This window comes from Oceanibium sediminis (assembly GCF_003265325.1).
Taxonomy (GTDB): domain Bacteria; phylum Pseudomonadota; class Alphaproteobacteria; order Rhodobacterales; family Rhodobacteraceae; genus Halovulum; species Halovulum sediminis.
Genome location: NZ_QGNX01000002.1, coordinates 202,311 through 220,297, shown reverse-complemented (window position 1 = coordinate 220,297; position 17,987 = coordinate 202,311). Strand labels below are relative to the sequence as shown.

Sequence of the window (17,987 nt, the reverse complement as noted above, 5' to 3'; positions counted from 1 at the left end):
TCGTGGGTTGGAAGCGAGGGGTCGAACATCTTCGGGATGTTCGCATCATGGCCGGTCCGCAGGTGCGGGCCGGGGCCGTCATCGCTTTGGCGTTGTGTATCCCACCGCCGCGTCAGGTCATGCAGGCCCGAAGGCAAGGGCCAGGGCGAAAACGCTATTGCGTCACGGCGATCCCGTATCCGACCGCCGCGGCCAGCAGCAGTCCGATCACCACGGCGATGGCGATCTTGATCGCCGACCAGGGCCGTTCCCCCTGCACGCGCCCGGTGCGGGCATTGACGAGGAAGCGGTAGCTTTCGCCGCGGTATTTGTACGCGGCGACCCAGACCGGCAGCAGCACGTGCTTGTAGCTGACGTCGCGCACCTCGGTCTGGAAACGCGTGATCTTCTGGCGATCGCCCCCGATGTCGAAACGGATATCGGCCTGGATCTGCGCGTTCATGATCTGGCGGGCCTGCGCGTAGCCGTCCTCCAGCGGAACCTGGTACGCCTCGGCGCGGAACCCGGCCAGGTATTCGGGCTGGTAGGGTTGCAGACCGGCCAGATCCCAAGGGGCCAGCGCGTCGGTGTATTCCTTCGGCAGGCTGTGGCTGGCCAGCACCAGCACATCGTCGAACGCGCGCGAGACCCTGCCGCTCACGCCCTTCCAGCGCACCTTCGGCACCGATTGCGTGCGCATCTGCGACTTGCCGTTCACCATCACGCTCACCCGGCGCGTTTCGTGGTAGACGGTGCCGCGCTGCCCCGAATAGCTGGTCGAGGTATCCGCGTCATAGGTCCAGTAGGGCATGTAGATGCCCGACAGCCGCCGCCCCTTGCGCGCGTATTCCTGCAAGCCCGAGGGGGCGAACCACAGCTTGCCGAGCCATTTCGACATCGCGGCGCGGGCCTCCCGCTCGGACAGCAGGACGGGCAGCACGGCGTGGGGCTTGATGTGGCGGTGGATGCCGGTGTCGGTGACGACGGGCGTGGCGCAGAAGGGGCATTCGGCGGCGTGGGTGCCGGGCTGGAATTCGACCTGCGCGCCGCAGCTCGTGCATTGCAGGACGCGGGTTTCCTCCATCTCGGGCGCGGCGGCGCCGGTGGCGTTGGACAGCGCCGCCTCGAAATCCTGTTCGACCACGGCGCTGCCTGCCCAGGGGCCGGCGCCGTCGATCACCTCTTCCGCGCCGCAGTGATCGCAGTGCAGCCGGTCCGAGCCGGGCAGGTAACGCATGTCCGAGCCGCAGGTCCGGCAGGGAAAGCGGTGGCTTTCGACAGGGGAGGAATGCTCGGTGGTCATCGTGGGTCAAAGGCTTTCATGGGGTAGGGGCAGTCTGCCCCGCCCTTGCCGTCGTTGTGCGGAACGGGGGTGCGCCTGATGGCTGCCCCATTCCGCCGTGGGGTTCAGTCAGCCGGGGGGCGGCGGCGGGGGCATCACGGTGAACAGCTGCGCAAGTTCGGCGATCTCGCCCGCGCGGGTCCAGCCGTCGCTGCCCGGCGTCCAGACGTGGGTATCGCGGGTCAGCTCGCCCGCGGCGACCATCTTGCCGAGATCCGCGCGCGAGAACGGCCCGGAGGTCTGCCCCCCGACCGCCGTATGCCAGACCTTTTCCACCGGCGGCGGGGGCGGCGGCGTCTGCGCCACCGGGGCCTGCTGGCCCCAGGGGCCGTTTTGCCCCATCATCTGCCCCGCCATCGCCAGCCCCATGCCCGCGCCGAGCCCCGCGGCCATGCCGCCACCGGCGGGGTTGTTCGCGGCCTCGGTCATCGCCTCGGCGGCGGAGAAATGGGTGTACTGCCCCAGGTCCCCGACGATCCCCATGGAGGTGCGCTTGTCCAGCGCCTTTTCCACCGCCTCGGGCAGGCTGATATTCTCGATATAGAAGGCGGGCATCGCGATACCGTATTCCGCCAGCTGGGGCGAGACGCGCGCGGCGATCAACTGGCCCAGCTCAAGCGTGTTGGCGGCCATGTCCAGCACCGGAATGCCGCTGGCGGCGATTGCCTGGCTGAACTTCGCGACGATGATGTTGCGGATCTGGTAGCTGATCTCATCGGTGGTGAACTCACCGTCGGTACCGACGATTTCCTTCAGGAACAGACCGGGATCGGTGACGCGGATGGTGTAGGTGCCGAAGGCGCGGATGCGGACGGGGCCGAATTCCGGATCGCGGCACATGATCGGGTTCTTCGTGCCCCACTTCAGGTCCTGGTAGCGGGTCGTGTTGACGAAGTAGATCTCTGACTTGAAGGGGCTCTGGAACAGGTGGTCCCAGTGCTGCAACGTCGTCATGATCGGCATGTTGTTGGTTTCGAGCATGTAGAGCCCGGGCGTGAAGACATCCGCCAGCTGCCCCTCGTGCACGAACACGGCGGCCTGGCCTTCGCGCACCGTCAGCTTCGCGCCGTACTTGATTTCATGGCCGTGCCGCTCGAACCGCCAGACCAGCGTGTCGCGGGTGTCGTCCGTCCAGTGGATGACGTCGATGAACTCGCCTTTGAGGAAGTCGAAGATGGACATGGGGGGCTCCCTTTGGCCTGTGATTTGGGCGCATTGCCAGTGGACAAGGATACCGGGCGCAGGGTGTGGATCAAGCCTTTAACCGGGCGGGCTTTTTACCAGCCGCGCGCCGGCCGCGCGGGCCGCGTCGCGGGCGATATCGTAGAGTTGGGGCCGCGCCTCATCCGCCGACATGCCCGAGGTGAGGCGCTTGTCGTACAGCATCCTGAGCAGGATCTCGTCGTGCAGCGTCAGTAGCGCGAATTCCTCGTTGTCGTTGAAGATGGAGGGGCGCACCATCTCGCTGTCGTTCAGAAGCCCGAGCGCCTGCGTCATCTCCTCGTGGAAGCAGGAGCGGCGCAGGATGCCGCGATGCTCCGCCTTGATCAGCGCCACCGCGACGGCGATGCCGCCGTTCGCCGGGTCCGGGCCGAACAGGCTGGCCGAGCAGAGCAGGCTTGGCGGGCTGTTCCTCAGGTCGTCGACCATCTGCCGTGGCAGGCCGCCGCCCTGCTCGATCTGGCTGGCGAGGGTGAGCTGCTCGTTGCGCTCCAGCACCAGGACGATGAAATTGACGTCCCCGTCGGGCCGGTAGCTGACGTCGCGCCCGGTCAGGCGGCGGAACTTGTCGGCAAGCGCGCGCACCTCGGCCAGGTCGCGGGCGCGCTGGTCCGGGGGCACGCTTTCGCCGAAGATCACGCCGATGCGGATCGGCCCTTCCCAGCGGGTCAGCGGGATCACGGAGGAGGGGGTGCGCGCCGCGCCGCCGTCATTTTCCGCGAAGAAGCTGATCTCCTCGAAATTGCGCACCAGCATGGAAAGGCTGATCGGCGCGTCCGCGGGGATGCGGTCCGTGCGCAGCCCGCCCTTGCGCGCGATCTCGTTCGAGGTTTCGGCGTACAGCCGTTCCAGCGCCGGGCCGCTCAGCTCGACGTGGCGTTGCACGGGGGTGCAGGCCGCCAGGAGGGCGGCCAGACCAAGGGCGATGCTTCTTTTGGGCACGTTCAGACTTCAGGCGTTGGGAACGGCGCCGCCGATGGTGACGCCTTCCTTGTCGGCGCGCGCCTTGGCGGAGGCGAGGGTGTTCTTCAGTTCCTCTTCCAGGTGGACCAGCTCCTTCTCGGCCTCGGCGCGCTTGGCCTTGCCCTCGTCGGCGATTTGCAGGCTTTCCTCGATCGTGGCGATCAGGTTCGCGTTGGCTTCCTTGATCGCCTCGATGTCGAAAACGCCGCGCTCCATCTCGCGGCGGATCTCGGCGTTGGCGTTTTTCAGGTTCTCGGCGTTGGCCTTCAGCAGGTCGTTGGTCAGGTCCGTCGCTTCCTTCACCGCGCCCGCCGCCTCGCGCGAGCGGTGGATCGTCACGGCCTGCGCCAGCTGGGTTTCCCAGAGCGGCACGGTGTTGACCAGCGTGGAGTTGATCTTGGTCACCAGGCTCTTGTCGTTTTCCTGCACCAGCCGGATCGAGGGCAGGGACTGCATGGTCACCTGGCGGGTCAGCTTCAGGTCGTGCACCCGGCGTTCCAGGTCGTCCCGCGCGGCGCGCAGGTCGCGCAACTCCTGTGCGCGGATCACGCCCTGATCCTCTGGCGCCTCGGCCACCGCATGTTCCATGCGCGGGATATCCTCGGCGTCGAGGACGCGGATCTTCTCCTGTCCGGCGGCGATGTAATAGGCAAGCTCGTCATAGAAATCGAGCGTCTTCTCATAGAGCTTGTCGAGGGATTTGACGTCCTTCAGTAGGACGTGCTCATGCTCGAGCAGGTTGGCGGTGATCTTGTCGATCTGTCCCTGCACGTCCTCGTAACGGGCCATGAACTCGGCCATGGGCTTGGTGCGCCCGATCAGCTTTTCCCACCAGCTGAGCTTGCGGTTCGGGTCCAGCTCATCCACCGAGAACCCGCGCAGCGAGGTGACGATGTCGCGCAACGCGCCGCCCGCGGGGCCGGTATCCTTGTTCTTCACGCCCTGCAGCATTTCCTGGCTGATCACCTGCAATTCCGACTGCGCGGCGGAACCGAAGCGGATGATCGACTGCGTGTTGTCCATGTCCAGCTCGGCCATGCGCTTTTCGATCTCGGCCTTCTCGGCCTCGTCCGCCTGCTGGATGACGATCAGCTCGCCCTTCGGTTCGGGCAGCAGGGTTTGGGTGACCTGTTCCACCTCGGCCAGCGTAGTTTCGGCCTTGGCGCGGATATCGTCGGACATGATGTGCCTTTCCTGTTGGCGTTGGGGGCGTGTCAGACGCCTTCTTGATGCAATCTTTCGCGCAGTACTTCGATTTCGACGTCGAGGGCGACCTTGTCGTCGCGCAGCAGCTCTTCGCGGTGGGCGCGGAAGCTGGTTTCGAGGTCGGCGAGAAGCGCCTCGTAATCGGCGCGGGCCTCGGGGTTGGCGCGCGCGGCGTAAAGCTGGGCGAACTTCTGCGTCGCGTCCCGCGCGCCGGTCAGGTAGACGCTTAGGAACTTGCGGGCGCGGGTCAGATCGCGGGGATCTTCCTCGACCGTGCGGAACACGTCGCGCACCGCCGTCAGCATCCGCTCGACCCGCGCTTCGAGGTGGCGGTCGCCGACGCCGCGGATAAGCGACAGGATCTCGGCCGCGGTCGCCTCGGCGCTGTCGATGGCTTTCGCCACGCGGTCGGTTTCAAAGTCCGAGGCCCCCTCGGCCCCCTTGCGGCGCATCGGGTCCGCCCCGAAGGCCAGGAACTGCGCCCCGGCGGCCACAGAGCCGAACAGCGCGCCGCCGATCAGACCGGCGCCGCCGCTGAAGGCCGCCGCGACGAAGATACCGAGCCCCGTGGCAGCGACAGCGAACAGCTTGCGCGGAATGGCTGGCGGGCGGGCGATGGTGCGGTTGCGGTAGGCTTCCTCGGCGCGCAGCCCCTCGTTCAGCAGGGCCGCGGACAGGATCAGCAGCGCGAAGGCGCCGATTTCGAAGATCATGCCCGGGGCGTCGCCCTGCATGACCTCGCCGATGCCGGCCAGCAGCAGGGGCAGGGGGGCCACGTACATGGCGCGCGCGGCGATATTGACGCGCACGGCGCGCCTCCCGCGAAACCGCTCACCCGGCTTGGGACCGGTCCCCTCGGGGCTGTAGCGTCCTCCGAACCGTTGCGCCATCAGACCGGCAGCCCCGCGCCGAAGGCCCGGAAACCGGTAAAGACCACGATCGCAAGCAGGACGATGGCGGCAAAGCGTTGCATGGTGCGATCGGCCATGACCTCTCCTTCTTCTGCTGCGCGCGCAAAGGTTAACACGCGCCTCCCCACCGACATAGGCTTTCGCCGCGCGCGTTGCGAGGGGATAACCCCCAAGGAGACCCGGCGCGCGGAGGACTGCCACTCCGCTCTTCTAGCCCGATTGTAGGGTATCCGCCAGAAACCGCACGGCAAATCCGCTGCTGATCGAGGGGGGATCCGGGTGAATCCTTTCCCCGATAGCAGGATTGTCACTTCCGCTTCTCGTGCGGGTGGAACGCCTTACGCCCCAGGCTGCGCGGCCGTCTCGGATCCCGGGTGCGGGACCGAACAGAACTCGGCTGGTGGGGTGGAAAGGCGTCACAGCAGGCGGTGTTCGGACTATTGAAGGCGGGAAATTCGGGCGCGGGGACCTCACGGGGCGCGGTGGACGACAATTCGCGCGGTTGGGGCGGATGATGACCGGCGAGGGGCAGGCGGTTTCACGGTGCGGATGTTGGACCTATTCAAATAATTGAATAAACAAGTAATAACAGTGCATTGAAATACGCCGGGTCCATGGGCGAGATGGCGGTTCACCCGCCATTCACGCCCCTGTCCGCTGTTCGCGGAATGAATAGTGTCCCTTTCGGTGATCGGTTTCTGGATGAAACACACAAGTGTTTGTCCCTTCAAGTTGAGTGGGATGCCCGATTCGGTTTAATATTCACGAACAGAGTTACGGGTTCCATGCGCCTGGTCTTCACATGTCCCGGGTGCGTGATGCGTAGCAGACGTGGACTGTCGGCGCATGTTGCGGCGATGAATTATGATTGGACTCGACCATGGCTAAAGGCACCGTCAAATGGTTCAACACCGAGAAGGGTTATGGATTTATCCAGCCCGACGGCGGCGGAAAAGACGTTTTTGTGCATATCACGGCTGTTCAGGCAGCCGGATTGACCACGCTGACTGACAATCAGCCCATCGAATATGAACTTCAGGAAGGCCGGGACGGCCGGCAGATCGCCGGTGACCTGAAGATCTGATCCGGGGGCGCCCGCCGGGCGCCCGATCCGGCTCAGAAGTTCAGCTTACGATACTTTTCCGGATCGAAGTCACAGGCGAATCCGTCACCGTCCGGGTCAAGATTGAACCGGTCGGTGGTCGGTCCGCCATTGGCCAAGAACTGGCGCTGCGCCTCGTCATCGCTGCCGAGTCGGCGGCAGTTGGACGCGGATTGCACCCGGTTGCGGAACGCCGGCCGGTTGTAGCGCTTTGTCCCGACAGGATGCGTGGTTTCCTTCGCGAAGGCGACCACGTTGGCGTTGATGTTCTGTTCCGGCACGGGTTCGGGCGCGACGACGACGAGTTGCTGCTGCGCGGCCTCACGACGGGCCTGCGCGGCGTCACGCTCGCGCTTCTGCTGTTCCTGGCTGGTCAGGTTCAGGTTGATGCTGTCATCGTTCGGATCAATTCCGATCTCGGTCGCGCCGGGCACTGCGCCTGCCGAACTGCCGGTCGCGGGGGCCGATGTACTGCCCGAGCCTGTCCGGGGTGTCCCGCCGAGGACCGCCGTCACGTCGCGCGCAAGCGCTGCGTTCGGGTCCGCGTCCTGGGGCTGCTGATCCGTCGTGGCAACCTGGGTGCCAGCGGGGTCGCGCACCGTCACACCGGCGCTGCCCGGCACGCCGGGAAGTGTCGAGATCGCCTCCGGCTGGTCGAACGGCGCGGGCGGGGGCGGGTCGAAGGGGCCGTAACCGCCCGCGGGCGGCCGTGGCCCGTCGACGCAACCGGCGAGAAGGCCGATCACCACAAGGCTCGTCATCGTGCGAAACATCTGTCTACCTCTTGCTCTGCCCTGAGCGTGGTCTACCACCACTTGGGCGCATGATGCGCAAAACCGGCGGCGTTTTCCAGTGCGAAGGCCATGTTCAGCATCTCCGCCTCGCCCCAGGGCTGTCCAATGAGCTGCAAGCCCAGGGGCAGGCCCTGGGCATCCAGCCCCGTCGGGACACTAACGCCCGGAAGCCCCGCTAGGTTCACCGTGACGGTGAAAACGTCGTTCAGGTACATCTTGATCGGGTCGGCGTCCGCCATCTCTCCGATGCCGAAGGCGGCGGAGGGGGTGGCGGGCGTCAGGATCGCGTCGATGCCATCGGCGTAGACGGTTTCGAAGTCGCGCTTGATCAGGGTGCGCACCTTCTGCGCGCGCTTGTAATAGGCGTCGTAAAAGCCCGAGCTCAGGACGTAGGCGCCGATCATGACGCGCCGCTGCACCTCGTCGCCGAAGCCTTCGGCGCGGGTGCGCTCGTACATCTGGGTGATGCCCTCGCCCTGGCGGATCTTGGCGCGATGGCCGTAGCGCACCCCGTCATAGCGGGCCAGGTTCGAAGACGCCTCGGCCGGCGCGATCACATAGTAGGCGGGTAGCGCGTATTTCGTGTGCGGCAGGCTGATGTCCACCAGCTCGGCACCCGCGTCGCGCAGCATTTCCGCGCCTTCGTGCCACAGGCGCTCGATTTCCTCGGGCATGCCGTCGACACGGTATTCCTTTGGAATGCCGATCTTTTTGCCCCGGATATCGCCGGTCAGCGCGGCCTCGAAATCGGGCACGGCCAGGTCGGCAGAGGTGCTGTCCTTGGGGTCGTGCCCGGCCATCGCGCCCAGCATGATCGCCGCGTCGCGCACGGATTTCGTCATCGGGCCCGCCTGGTCCAGGGACGAGGCGAAGGCCACGATCCCCCAGCGCGAGCAGCGCCCGTAGGTGGGCTTCACGCCGACGATCCCGGTAAAGGCGGCAGGCTGGCGGATCGAGCCGCCGGTGTCCGTCCCGGTCGCCGCAAGGCACAGGTCGCCCGACACCGCCGAAGCCGACCCGCCGGACGAGCCGCCTGGCGTCAGGGGCGTGTCCTCGTTGCCGCGCCGCCAGGGGTTGATCACCGGCCCGTAGGTCGAGGTTTCGTTGCTGGAGCCCATGGCGAATTCGTCCATGTTCAGCTTGCCCAGCATCACCGCGCCGGACTCCCACAGTTTCTGCGTGACCGTGGATTCATAGGGCGGCTTGAACCCCTCCAGGATCGCCGAGGCGGCCTGCGTCTGCACGCCTTTCGTCGCGAACAGGTCCTTGACGCCCAACGGAATGCCGCACATCGCCGGCGCGTCACCGGCAGAAATCCGCTGCTGCGCGGCGTCGGCCTGCGTACGGGCCAGGTCCGGCGTATGCGCGATGAAGGCGTTCAGCGCGCCGGAACCTTCGGCGGCGCTCAGGCACGCCTCGGTCAGTTCGGGGGCGGTGAAGTCGCCCTTGCGCAGCCCGTCGCGGGCGGCGGCGATGGTCAGGGTATTCAGGTCGCTCATGCTTATTCCACCACCTTGGGGACGGCGAAGAAGCCTTCGCGGGCGTCGGGGGCATTGGCCAGAATATCGGCCTGGCGGTTGCCGTCGGTGATTTCATCGGCGCGGCGCGGCAGGTCCATCGGCGTGACCGATGTCATCGGCTCGACGCCTTCGATGTCCACCTCGTTCAGTTCATCCATGAAGTCGAGGATGCGGCTCAGGTCCTTGGCCAGCGGTTCGAGCGCTGCCTCGTCCACCTCGATCCGGGCGAGATGGGCCACCTTGCGGGCGGTGTCCTTGTCGATCGACATGTTTTCGCGGTCTCCGTTACGGGTCGCGCCCGGGTTTATCCGCGCGCCCCGGCCCATGCAAGGCCCGCGCGCGAGCGGGGCGTCCGGCCTGACCCAACTGTGATTGGGAGGTGAACACCACCTGGCGTAGACTGCCGGGACATGTTCAAGCGGAGGAACCGGCCTTGAGACATTTCCCCACACTTGCCGCCGGGCTCGCCCTGATCGGCGCGGCACTGCCCGCCGCCGCCCAGGAAGCCGAGCGGATCCAGGTTACAGGCGAGGCGATCGACACTTGGTGCTACTTCTCCGGCGTCATGGGCGGGCCCGAGGCGGTCGTGGGATCGTCGCATCATACCTGCGCGCTCTGGTGTTCGGCGGGGGGCATCCCCGTCGGCCTGCTGGGAGAGGACGGGCAGGTCTACATGGTGCTGAAGATCGGCGATGACGCCACGTCGAACGGCGGCGACACGCAATTGTCCATCGCCAGCCACACGATCACGGCGGACGGGATGCTCTATAAGCGGGACGGGATAAACTACCTCGTCGTGGCCGAGGTGGTGGCCGACCAGGACATCATCAACCGCACGCATGAGGATTTCGGCGTCGTCCCCGGCTTCGCCATCCCGGAGCCGGGGCAATGAGCGCCCCGAGTCTGGCCCTGGCCCTGTCGCTGCTTGCGGGGGCGGCGGTTGCGCAGGATTTTTCCGAAGGGTCCGACGCGCGCGAGTGGGGGCTCTACGGTGAGAGCAAGGCGTTCTTCGCGGCGACGGTGGTCGATCCGCTCTGCGAGCTGACCGGCGACTGCCCCGACAATTGCGGCGATGGCGCGCGGCAACTGGCGCTGCTGCGCGAAGCGGATGGCGTCATGGTGCTGCCCTTGAAGAACGGCCAGCCCGCCTTCACCGGCGGGGCGAACGAACTGCTGCCGTTCTGCGGACAGGCGGTGGAGGTGGACGGCCTGCTCATCACCGACGCCGAGCTTGGCGCGCAGAACGTCTACCTGGTGCAGACCATCCGCGCCGAAGGGGCCAGCGAATGGATCAAGGCCAACCGTTGGACGAAGGACTGGGCCGCCGCCAACCCCGACGCGGCGGGGCAGGGCCCCTGGTTCCGCCGCGACCCGCGCATCGCCGCGGAAATCGCGCGCGAGGGCTGGCTCGGCCTCGGCCCGGAGGAGGACGCGGCCTTCCTTAAAGAATGGTTCCAGTGAGGGGGCTTGCCCTTGGCCTGACGCTTGCCGCCGCCCTTGGCGGCGCGGCGCTGGCCCATGACGGCAGGGCCCATGACAGCGTGGCGGACGCGCGGCAGCATTCCGCGGCCATGTCCGATACGATCAGCGGGCCGGACACGCCGTTTCCGCTGAAGCTGGGCGGGCCCTTCCGGTTGACGGACCAGGCGGGACACCCCCGTGGCGCGGCGGACCCCGAGGGGCGGCTGCAACTGGTCTTCTTTGGCTATGCGAACTGCCAGTCGATCTGCTCGGTCGCGCTGCCGCTGATGGCAGAGATCACCGACCGGCTGGCGGCAGAGGGCGTCCCCCTCGCGCCGGTGATGATCACCGTCGATCCCGCGCGCGACACGGTTGAGACGATGGCCGCGCTGCTCACCCTGGATCACCCGGATTTCATCGGCCTGACCGGGACGGAAGCGGAACTGGAGCCGGTGTACAAGCTGTTCTCGGTCGAGAAATCGGTGGTTTTTGATGACCCCGTGCACGGTCCGGTCTACGCGCACGGCAGCCATATCTACCTGATGGATGCCGAGGGCGGTTTCCTGACGCTGATCCCGCCGATTCTGTCAGCGGAGCGCGCGGCGGAAATTGTCCTGTCTTACGCCGCCGCGCACTGACCCGTCGCTCAGGCCCCGGCGATCCGGTCCTCGGGGGCGCGGTGGTGGTGCAGCACGATGATCATCCAGCCCAGCATCACCCCGTTCAGCACGTGCCACAGGAAATGCGTGCCGAAGGGAACCGCGCCGCACACCCCTTCGTCCATCGTGCGAAAGACAAGCGAGACGACGAGGATCCCCGCGCCAATCGCCAGCCCGCGTGCGGTCTCGGTATCGCGAAACGCCATCGCGGCGGCGTAACCGAAGATCAGGATCGGCACCGGCACATAGGCGACGGACCCGTTGAGCGGGCCGACCAGCGCGCTGACCCCGGCAGACACCGCATAGGCGAAGGGAAAGAACGCAATCACCGCTGCAAGCCCCGCCCAGAGCGGCAGGGCGAAAAATCGGGTGGTAGCGAAAAACAGGTAGGCCAGGATGAACAGCTGGATCGGAAACACATCCAGCGCCAGGGCCCAGCGCGTCGCATAGGTGTGGAACAGGAAAGATCCGATGCCGATGATCAGCAGAATGCCGGTCAGCAGCCGCGCGGGGCGGTCGCTTTTGCCGCCAAGCATCGCCCAGACGATCAGCGCCGACAGGATGAAGGCGGCATTGGTCGCCGCGTTCAGCGGCTCGGACCAGAAGCTGAAGTCCGTCCGCTCGCAGTAATTGTCCACCTGCGTCATCCAGTCCATGTTCCGCTCCTTGATTTCGGGCCCGCCGGAGTGTGGTATCAGCCCTGAACATAGGAAGGACAATATGAAAATCACATGGATAGGCCACGCAAGTTTTCGTATGGAGATCGGCGACCAGGTCCTGCTGGTCGATCCCTGGTTCACCGGCAACCCCTTGTTCGAGGGACATGACAAGGCAGCCGCGACGGCGGGTGCTACTCATATCCTCGTCAGCCACGGTCACGGTGACCACGCGGGAGAGGCTGTCGCGCTGGCGAAGGAACTGGGCGTACCGGTCGTCGGGATCTACGACCTGATGTCCCACTGGGAAGCGTCCGAAGGCATTTCGACCATCGGTTTCAACAAGGGCGGCACGGTGCAGCTTGGCAACGTGGCAGTGACGATGGTCAACGCGACGCATTCCTCCTCCGTCGGGACGGAGGCCGGACCGCAATACGCCGGGGCGGAAAGCGGCTTCATGATCGCGGGCGAGGGGCGCACGATCTATTTCTCGGGCGATACGGACGTGATGGCCGACATGGCCGTGTTCGAGGCGCTGCACGCGCCCGAGATCGGCATCCTGTGCATCGGCGGGCATTTCACGATGGACCAGCGCCGCGCGGCCTATGCGGCGAAGACCTTCTTCAATTTCAAGACGATCATCCCCTGTCACTACCGCACCTTCCCGCTGTTGGCGCAGAACGCCGACGAGCTGGCGGCCGCCCTGCCCGGGGTGGACGTGGTGGAGCCCGAGGTGATGCAGCCCATCGAGATTTGAGCGGCCCCTCACTGCCCGCAGGTCTCGGAGTCCCAGCGTGTCAGAAAAGCGCGCCGTAGGCGGCGTAATCCTCGGCGTAGAAGTCCTCCAGCTTCGCGCGCTCGTTCTGCGAAAGCGCGGGAAGCCCGGCGCGGAACTCGGTGCTGGCGTTGTTCTGGCCGAGGGTGAGCGTCTGTCCCGTGCGCTTTTCCAGGTCCTCCGCCAGCTCCGGCAGCGCCTGCATGGGATAAAGGCGGTCGAAGAACGCCGGGTCAGGCCCCAGGAAGGTGACCTGCGGATCGGTGTGGCGGCGGATTTCCCGCGACAGGCCGCGATAGCGGCCAAGAAAGCGCACGAACTCAGGCAGCGAGGGCCTGGTCGTCAGCCCCCGGTCAAGATCGCCCGCCTCGAGCTCCATGTCGCGCAGAACGTCGAGTTGCAGGATCTTGTTGGTATAGGTCGAAATCAGGCGGTCCAGCGGGTCGCGCAGAACCGCGAATGTCCAGTGTCCCGCGGGCATCTGCTGGCGCCAGCGGTCGTAGGGCTTTGAGGGGTAGACGTGGTGAACCGTCCTGAGCGCCCCGTTGGCGGTATAGGCTTGCAGGTCGCGGCCTTTTTCAAGGCGGAAGAGCATCTTCTTGAGCGACGAACAGGCGTTCTTCGGCACGCTGATGTAGGAAAGCTTGTATTGCGGGATATGCGCTGTCACGTCAGGTATCCTTTGCCTGCCGCCCCGTCGGGCGTGTCCGGCCCCTCCTTGCCAGTGCCCCGCGCGAAAGGGAAGGGCGCGGGGGCCCCGGCCACTGGATCGGCGCGCCGACAAGCGGCATGGCCCGCCAGCGGCGGGGCGGCGTGATGCAGCAGATCGTCAGCGTCCTGGCCGACCCGATCCTGCCGGTCTTCGCGATCATGGCGCTGGGCTTCCTCGTGGGGCGCAACGGCTGGGTCAGCGGGGACGAGGCGCGCGTTCTCAACCGTTTCGCGATGACGTTGCTGCTGCCGATCCTCGTATTCGACCTTGTTGTCAGCGCGCCGATCCGCAGCGTCAGCCCGGTGCCGCTGATGATCTACGCCGCGGCGGAGGTCATCGTCTTCACCCTGGGCTATCAACTGGCGGGGCGCGCCTTCCAGCGGCCCGCGGACGAGGCGGTCTTGCTGGGGTTCGCGGGGATCTTCGCCAACAACGCGCTTTACGTGCTGCCGATCTCGGTCCTGTTGTACGGGGAGGCGCATGTCCTGCCCATCGCCTCGGTGATCGCGATGGACTCGATCATCGCCTTCGGCGGCGCGATGCTGGCGTTGGGGCTGATCCGGGCAGGGAGCGTGACGCCGCTGGTGGTCGCGGGGACGGTGCTGCGCACGCCGATCACGCAAGGCATCCTGCTTGGACTGGCGATCAACCTGGCGGGGCTGGAACTGCCCGCGCCGGTGCAGACCTTCGTCGATTTCAACGGCGGTGCGGCGGGTCCGGTCGCGCTGTTAGCGCTGGGCGTGGTCATGTGTTCGACCCGCTTCCGCCCGGACGCCACGGTCTGGACCTTCACCCTGATAAAGCTGGTGCTGTTTCCCGTGCTGGTGTGGCTCGGGCTGATCGGACTGGCGCCGGCAGGCGAGGATTACGGGCAATACCTGCTCGCCTCGGCCGGGCCGGCGGGGGCGATGGCGTTCAGCATGGCGCTTCTGCACGGGGTGCGCACGGATGCGATCAGCCAGGTCGTGGTCTATACCAGCGTGCTGACGCTGGGCACGCTGGCGCTGTTGGCCTGAGACGGGGCTCAGCGGCGCGCGGCGAAGAAGTCCTTCAGCAGCGCGGCCGATTCGGCCTCGCCGATGCCGGCGTACACCTCGGGCGTGTGATGCACCTGTGGGTGGCTGAGCACGCGCGGGCCCTGTTCGATGCCCCCGGACTTGGGGTCCGACGCGCCGTAATAGAGCCGCCCAAGGCGCGCGGCGGCGATGGCGGCGGCGCACATGGGGCAGGGTTCCAGCGTGACGTGCAGGTCCAGCCCGGTCAGCCGCTCGCTGCCAAGGCGGGCGCAAGCCGCGCGAATGGCAAGGATTTCGGCGTGGGCGGTGGGATCGGCCTGCTCGCGGGTGCGGTTCCCGGCCTGTGCTACGACCGCGCCGGTGGCCGGGTCGGTGATCACCGCACCCACGGGCACTTCGCCGCGCGCGGCGGCGGCGCGGGCCTCGTCCAGGGCCAGGTCCATATAGGTGCGCAGCGACATCGCTTCTTCATCGGGGATTGCGCTGACGCGTGCAAGGGCGCTAGGTGCGCCCATGACAGAGAATTCGGAACGTATCGCAAAACGGCTGGCGCGCGCCGGGGTCGCCTCGCGCAGGGAAGCGGAGCGGATGATCGAAGCTGGCCGCGTGCGCGTGAATGGCAAGACCATCGACAGCCCGGCGCTGAACGTCGGCCCGCGCGATTCGATCGAGGTGGACGGAAAGCCCCTGGCCGCCGCTGAGCCGGTGCGCATGTGGCGCTATCACAAGCCTGCCGGGCTGGTCACCACGAACGCCGACGAGAAGGGGCGCAAGACGATCTATGACGCCCTGCCCGAGGATCTGCCGCGGGTGATGAGCGTCGGCAGACTCGACCTGACCTCGGAAGGGTTGCTGCTGCTGACCAACGACGGAGAGTTGAAGCGACGGCTGGAACTGCCCACGACCGGCTGGATGCGCCGCTACCGCGTGCGCGCCAAGGGCCGCATCGATGACGCCGGCCTCGCCCCCCTGCGCGAGGGGATCACCATCGACGGCGAGCGCTTCCAGCCCATGGAGGTCACCATCGACCGTCAGCAGGGCGCGAACGTCTGGCTGTCCTTCGGCCTGCGCGAGGGGCGCAACCGCGAAATCCGCCGCGCGCTGGAAACCGTCGGGCTGGAGGTGAACCGCCTGATCCGCCTGTCCTACGGCCCGTTCCAGCTGGGCGACATGCCCCGCGGCGCGGTGGAGGAGATCCGCCCGAAGGTGCTGCGGGACCAGCTTGGAATCTCGCGCACTCCGGAGGAGGGGCCGAAGCCCGGCCCCGCCAAGCCGCGCGGTCCCAAGAGCCGCGCCCTGCGCGGTGCGGTGCGCCGTCCGGGACCGGCGGTGAAGCCGGGCAGCGGCGGGCCGACGCGCAAGCGCTGATCGGGCAGGGGCCTAGATGCGCCCATTGGTTGCCGATACAGGTGCGCGCGCCCTATGGTCAGCCAAAAAGGGCGGCGCATGAATATCACCGACACTCCCAGCCCGAATTTCGGGCCCCGCCGGGACGGGCTGAAGCCGGAACTCGTCGTCGTGCATTACACGGCGATGGAAACCTCACAGGCGGCGTTGCAGCGGCTGTGCGCGCCCGAGCATGAGGTCTCGGCCCACTATCTCATTACCCGTTCCGGCGCTATCCACCGCATGGTGGCCGAGGATCAGCGCGCCTGGCACGCCGGGGCCGGCGCGTGGGGCGGACGGGGGGACGTGAATTCCCGCTCCATCGGGATCGAGCTGACCAATCGCGGCGTAGAGCCTTTTGCCGCGCGCCAGATGGACAGTCTCGAAGCGCTGCTCGCCGGGATCCTCGGGCGTTGGGACATTCCCGCGCGGGGTGTGATTGGCCACGCCTGCATGGCGCCGGGGCGCAAGGCCGATCCCGGCCCGCGGTTCGACTGGCAGCGCCTGGCCCGCAAGGGGCTGGCGGTCTGGCCCGAGGTCGGGGTCGGCGGTCAGGGCGCGTCTGCGGACTCGGCAGCCCTTGCCGAAGGCTTCGCCGAGGCGGCCGCGACTTTTGGCTATCCCCGCTCGTCCGATACGCTGGATGCATTTCGCCAGCGCTTCCGTCCCTGGGCGCGGGGGCGGGTGCTGGATGAATGGGATGTGGCCCTGGCCCGTGCCCTGGCCGCGCGCCACCCCGCCAGCAGTGCTTGACCGGACGCCGGGCGGCGCGTAAGCCCCATGGGCGGATGGCCGGGCGGCCGCGTCGGGGGTAACCCCGCCGAGGAAAGTCCGGACTCCACGAAGGAACGGCGCCGGGTAACGCCCGGCCAGCGTAAGCTGAGGGAAAGCGCCACAGAAATCAGACCTCCGGCCCACGGGTCGGGAAGGGTGAAACGGTGGGGTAAGAGCCCACCGCACGCCTGGCAACAGGAGTGGCACGGCAAGCCCCGCCGGGAGCAAGGCCAAATAGGGATCGCGCGCGGGCCTCGGCTCGCAGGGGCACCTTCGCCCCGAGCAGGTCCGGGTTGGCTGCCAGAGCCTGCGCGCAAGCGCCGGCCCAGACGAATGGTCGCCACGGGGTGGGCAACCACCCTTCGACAGAATCCGGCTTACAGGCCATCCGCACCTTTACTCCCCTCCATCTCCACCTCACGGACCCGTCGGGCGGCCCATGGGCTTTTGCCCCACCGATGGCGTTTGCGCGCCGGGAATCGCGGAATTTGTTCCCCGTATTCCCATCCACCTGTGGATAACTACGGGGATTAAATCGCTCCGGGGGTGCGGATTCCGTCACGGATTGGGATTGTATGGGACGCGCATGGGAATTTGGTTCCGTCCGCTATCGACTACATGTTGTGTTCTTTTCGCGACAGATCGCAAATAGTTCCCGTATTTGTGAACAGAAGCTGAATATCTCGCCCCTCGGCGGCGGGTCGGCCCATGGTTTTCAGCGCCTGTGAATAAATTTCCCATTGATTTATATGCTTTCCCATGAGATACCTTTCTCAGCGGAAGGGTGCTGATGCACAGATCTAACGGGTCGCAGAGCCCGGCAAAAACAAGCGCAGGTTTCATACAGGCCACCACCCTTTCGCGTTGTTAAGGCCCCGACAAGCGGGCTTGGCGGACAGGCGGCACACGAGCAGTACGCTGCCCAAGCAGACCAGGCGGCCAGTGCCATCAAGAGCACGGCCGCCTTTTTCATGGGCAAAACGCCCAAGGCAGGAGCGAAACGTGGCACGGCGTTTCAGAGGCGAAAGCGTCCACAAGGTGGACAGCAAGGGCCGGGTGTCTATTCCAGCCCCGTTTCGCCGTGTCCTGGAGGAAGGCGACCCTGACTGGGTCTCGGGCGGGAACCCCAACCTCGTCCTGGTCTATGGCCGCCGCGGGCGCAACTGCCTTGAAGGATACTCGATCCGCGCGATGGAAGAGGTCGACGACCTGATCGCCGCGCTGCCCCGCTACAGCCGTGAGCGCGAGATCCTCGAGCGGATGATCAACACCCAGTCGATGTATGCCCAGGTGGACGAGAACGGCCGCATGGTCCTGCCCGCCAAGCTGCGCGAGATGATCGGCGTCACGAAGGACGCCACCTTCGCGGGCATGGGCGACAAGTTCCAGATCTGGGAGCCCGCCGCCTACAAGGCCGACATGGAGCGGATCGACGATTGGCTCTCGGACCAGACAGATGACACCGATCCCTTTGCCCTGCTCGACCGGGCCAGGTTGGGGGGCTAGGCAC

The 17,987-nt window shown here is 66.6% G+C and carries 20 protein-coding genes and 1 other RNA gene; 10 read left to right on the top strand and 11 right to left on the bottom strand.

The window, feature by feature from the left end:
• Positions 1–154 precede the first annotated feature (154 nt).
• From DJ029_RS06495 to DJ029_RS06475, 5 genes are all read right to left on the bottom strand, one after another.
• Positions 155–1,282, bottom strand: coding sequence for a TFIIB-type zinc ribbon-containing protein (locus tag DJ029_RS06495; RefSeq protein ID WP_112321551.1), 1,128 nt, complete (start codon positions 1,280–1,282; stop codon positions 155–157).
• 108 nt (positions 1,283–1,390) lie between these two features.
• Entirely contained in the window at positions 1,391–2,503 is a 1,113-nt protein-coding gene (locus DJ029_RS06490; RefSeq protein ID WP_112321550.1) for an SPFH domain-containing protein, read from the bottom strand.
• Positions 2,504–2,581: 78 nt separating this feature from the next.
• Positions 2,582–3,484, bottom strand: coding sequence for a DUF2927 domain-containing protein (locus DJ029_RS06485; protein ID WP_112321549.1), 903 nt, complete (start codon positions 3,482–3,484; stop codon positions 2,582–2,584).
• Between the two features lie 9 nt (positions 3,485–3,493).
• Positions 3,494–4,687: a toxic anion resistance protein gene (locus DJ029_RS06480; protein ID WP_112321548.1), complete on the bottom strand. Its 1,194-nt coding sequence runs from the start codon at positions 4,685–4,687 to the stop codon at positions 3,494–3,496.
• A gap of 32 nt (positions 4,688–4,719) precedes the next feature.
• Positions 4,720–5,520 carry a 5-bromo-4-chloroindolyl phosphate hydrolysis family protein gene (locus DJ029_RS06475; protein WP_232822996.1) on the bottom strand — a complete coding sequence of 267 codons (801 nt, stop codon included), beginning with the start codon at positions 5,518–5,520 and terminating at the stop codon, positions 4,720–4,722.
• 982 nt (positions 5,521–6,502) lie between these two features.
• Between DJ029_RS06475 and DJ029_RS06470 the strand changes: the two genes are divergently transcribed.
• Positions 6,503–6,706 carry a cold-shock protein gene (locus DJ029_RS06470; protein ID WP_112321546.1) on the top strand — a complete coding sequence of 68 codons (204 nt, stop codon included), beginning with the start codon at positions 6,503–6,505 and terminating at the stop codon, positions 6,704–6,706.
• A gap of 32 nt (positions 6,707–6,738) precedes the next feature.
• Here the strand turns inward: DJ029_RS06470 and DJ029_RS06465 are convergent, their stop codons facing one another.
• Genes DJ029_RS06465 through gatC form a run of 3 tightly spaced genes read right to left on the bottom strand, consistent with a single transcriptional unit; the run spans position 6,739 to position 9,307 of the window.
• Positions 6,739–7,497 carry a hypothetical protein gene (locus tag DJ029_RS06465; RefSeq protein ID WP_112321545.1) on the bottom strand — a complete coding sequence of 253 codons (759 nt, stop codon included), beginning with the start codon at positions 7,495–7,497 and terminating at the stop codon, positions 6,739–6,741.
• Between the two features lie 32 nt (positions 7,498–7,529).
• Positions 7,530–9,017, bottom strand: a complete 1,488-nt coding sequence (gene gatA, locus DJ029_RS06460; RefSeq protein WP_112321544.1) for an Asp-tRNA(Asn)/Glu-tRNA(Gln) amidotransferase subunit GatA — start codon at positions 9,015–9,017, stop codon at positions 7,530–7,532.
• A 2-nt stretch (positions 9,018–9,019) separates the two neighbouring features.
• Positions 9,020–9,307 (bottom strand): Asp-tRNA(Asn)/Glu-tRNA(Gln) amidotransferase subunit GatC, encoded by a 288-nt coding sequence (gene gatC, locus DJ029_RS06455; RefSeq protein ID WP_112321543.1) that lies wholly within the window; start codon positions 9,305–9,307, stop codon positions 9,020–9,022.
• Positions 9,308–9,471: 164 nt separating this feature from the next.
• Here gatC and DJ029_RS06450 point away from each other — a divergent pair, with 164 nt between their 5' ends.
• Genes DJ029_RS06450 through DJ029_RS06440 form a run of 3 tightly spaced genes read left to right on the top strand, consistent with a single transcriptional unit; the run spans position 9,472 to position 11,137 of the window.
• Positions 9,472–9,930 carry a hypothetical protein gene (locus DJ029_RS06450; protein WP_198671071.1) on the top strand — a complete coding sequence of 153 codons (459 nt, stop codon included), beginning with the start codon at positions 9,472–9,474 and terminating at the stop codon, positions 9,928–9,930.
• Positions 9,927–10,499, top strand: a complete 573-nt coding sequence (locus DJ029_RS06445; protein WP_112321542.1) for a hypothetical protein — start codon at positions 9,927–9,929, stop codon at positions 10,497–10,499. Before DJ029_RS06450 ends, DJ029_RS06445 begins: the two co-directional genes overlap by 4 nt.
• Positions 10,496–11,137: an SCO family protein gene (locus DJ029_RS06440; RefSeq protein ID WP_232822995.1), complete on the top strand. Its 642-nt coding sequence runs from the start codon at positions 10,496–10,498 to the stop codon at positions 11,135–11,137. Before DJ029_RS06445 ends, DJ029_RS06440 begins: the two co-directional genes overlap by 4 nt.
• A gap of 8 nt (positions 11,138–11,145) precedes the next feature.
• Here the strand turns inward: DJ029_RS06440 and DJ029_RS06435 are convergent, their stop codons facing one another.
• Complete coding sequence (locus DJ029_RS06435) at positions 11,146–11,814, bottom strand: ceramidase domain-containing protein (protein ID WP_112321540.1); 669 nt, start codon at positions 11,812–11,814, stop codon at positions 11,146–11,148.
• A 64-nt stretch (positions 11,815–11,878) separates the two neighbouring features.
• Here DJ029_RS06435 and DJ029_RS06430 point away from each other — a divergent pair, with 64 nt between their 5' ends.
• Complete coding sequence (locus DJ029_RS06430; RefSeq protein ID WP_112321539.1) at positions 11,879–12,571, top strand: metal-dependent hydrolase; 693 nt, start codon at positions 11,879–11,881, stop codon at positions 12,569–12,571.
• A gap of 40 nt (positions 12,572–12,611) precedes the next feature.
• On the opposite strand, the gene DJ029_RS06425 is transcribed toward DJ029_RS06430, so the two are convergent.
• Positions 12,612–13,259 carry a sulfotransferase family 2 domain-containing protein gene (locus DJ029_RS06425; RefSeq protein WP_157966280.1) on the bottom strand — a complete coding sequence of 216 codons (648 nt, stop codon included), beginning with the start codon at positions 13,257–13,259 and terminating at the stop codon, positions 12,612–12,614.
• 119 nt (positions 13,260–13,378) lie between these two features.
• Between DJ029_RS06425 and DJ029_RS06420 the strand changes: the two genes are divergently transcribed.
• Complete coding sequence (locus DJ029_RS06420; RefSeq protein WP_112321537.1) at positions 13,379–14,317, top strand: AEC family transporter; 939 nt, start codon at positions 13,379–13,381, stop codon at positions 14,315–14,317.
• Positions 14,318–14,325: 8 nt separating this feature from the next.
• Here DJ029_RS06420 and DJ029_RS06415 read toward each other — a convergent pair whose 3' ends face one another.
• Positions 14,326–14,778 carry a nucleoside deaminase gene (locus DJ029_RS06415; RefSeq protein WP_112321536.1) on the bottom strand — a complete coding sequence of 151 codons (453 nt, stop codon included), beginning with the start codon at positions 14,776–14,778 and terminating at the stop codon, positions 14,326–14,328.
• Positions 14,779–14,830: 52 nt separating this feature from the next.
• On the opposite strand from DJ029_RS06415, the gene DJ029_RS06410 reads away from it, so the two are divergent.
• The 4 genes from DJ029_RS06410 (at position 14,831) to mraZ (ending at position 17,983) form a co-directional block, all read left to right on the top strand.
• A complete protein-coding gene (locus DJ029_RS06410) occupies positions 14,831–15,685 on the top strand; it encodes a pseudouridine synthase (protein WP_112321535.1) in 855 nt (284 codons plus the stop codon).
• A gap of 78 nt (positions 15,686–15,763) precedes the next feature.
• The gene (locus DJ029_RS06405) at positions 15,764–16,456 is read left to right on the top strand and encodes an N-acetylmuramoyl-L-alanine amidase (RefSeq protein WP_112321534.1); all 693 of its coding nucleotides are present in this window, start codon (positions 15,764–15,766) and stop codon (positions 16,454–16,456) included.
• Positions 16,457–16,487: 31 nt separating this feature from the next.
• Positions 16,488–16,873: RNase P RNA component class A (gene rnpB, locus DJ029_RS06400), an RNA gene on the top strand.
• Positions 16,874–17,479: 606 nt separating this feature from the next.
• Positions 17,480–17,983, top strand: coding sequence for a division/cell wall cluster transcriptional repressor MraZ (gene mraZ, locus DJ029_RS06395; RefSeq protein WP_112321533.1), 504 nt, complete (start codon positions 17,480–17,482; stop codon positions 17,981–17,983).
• Positions 17,984–17,987: the final 4 nt, after the last annotated feature.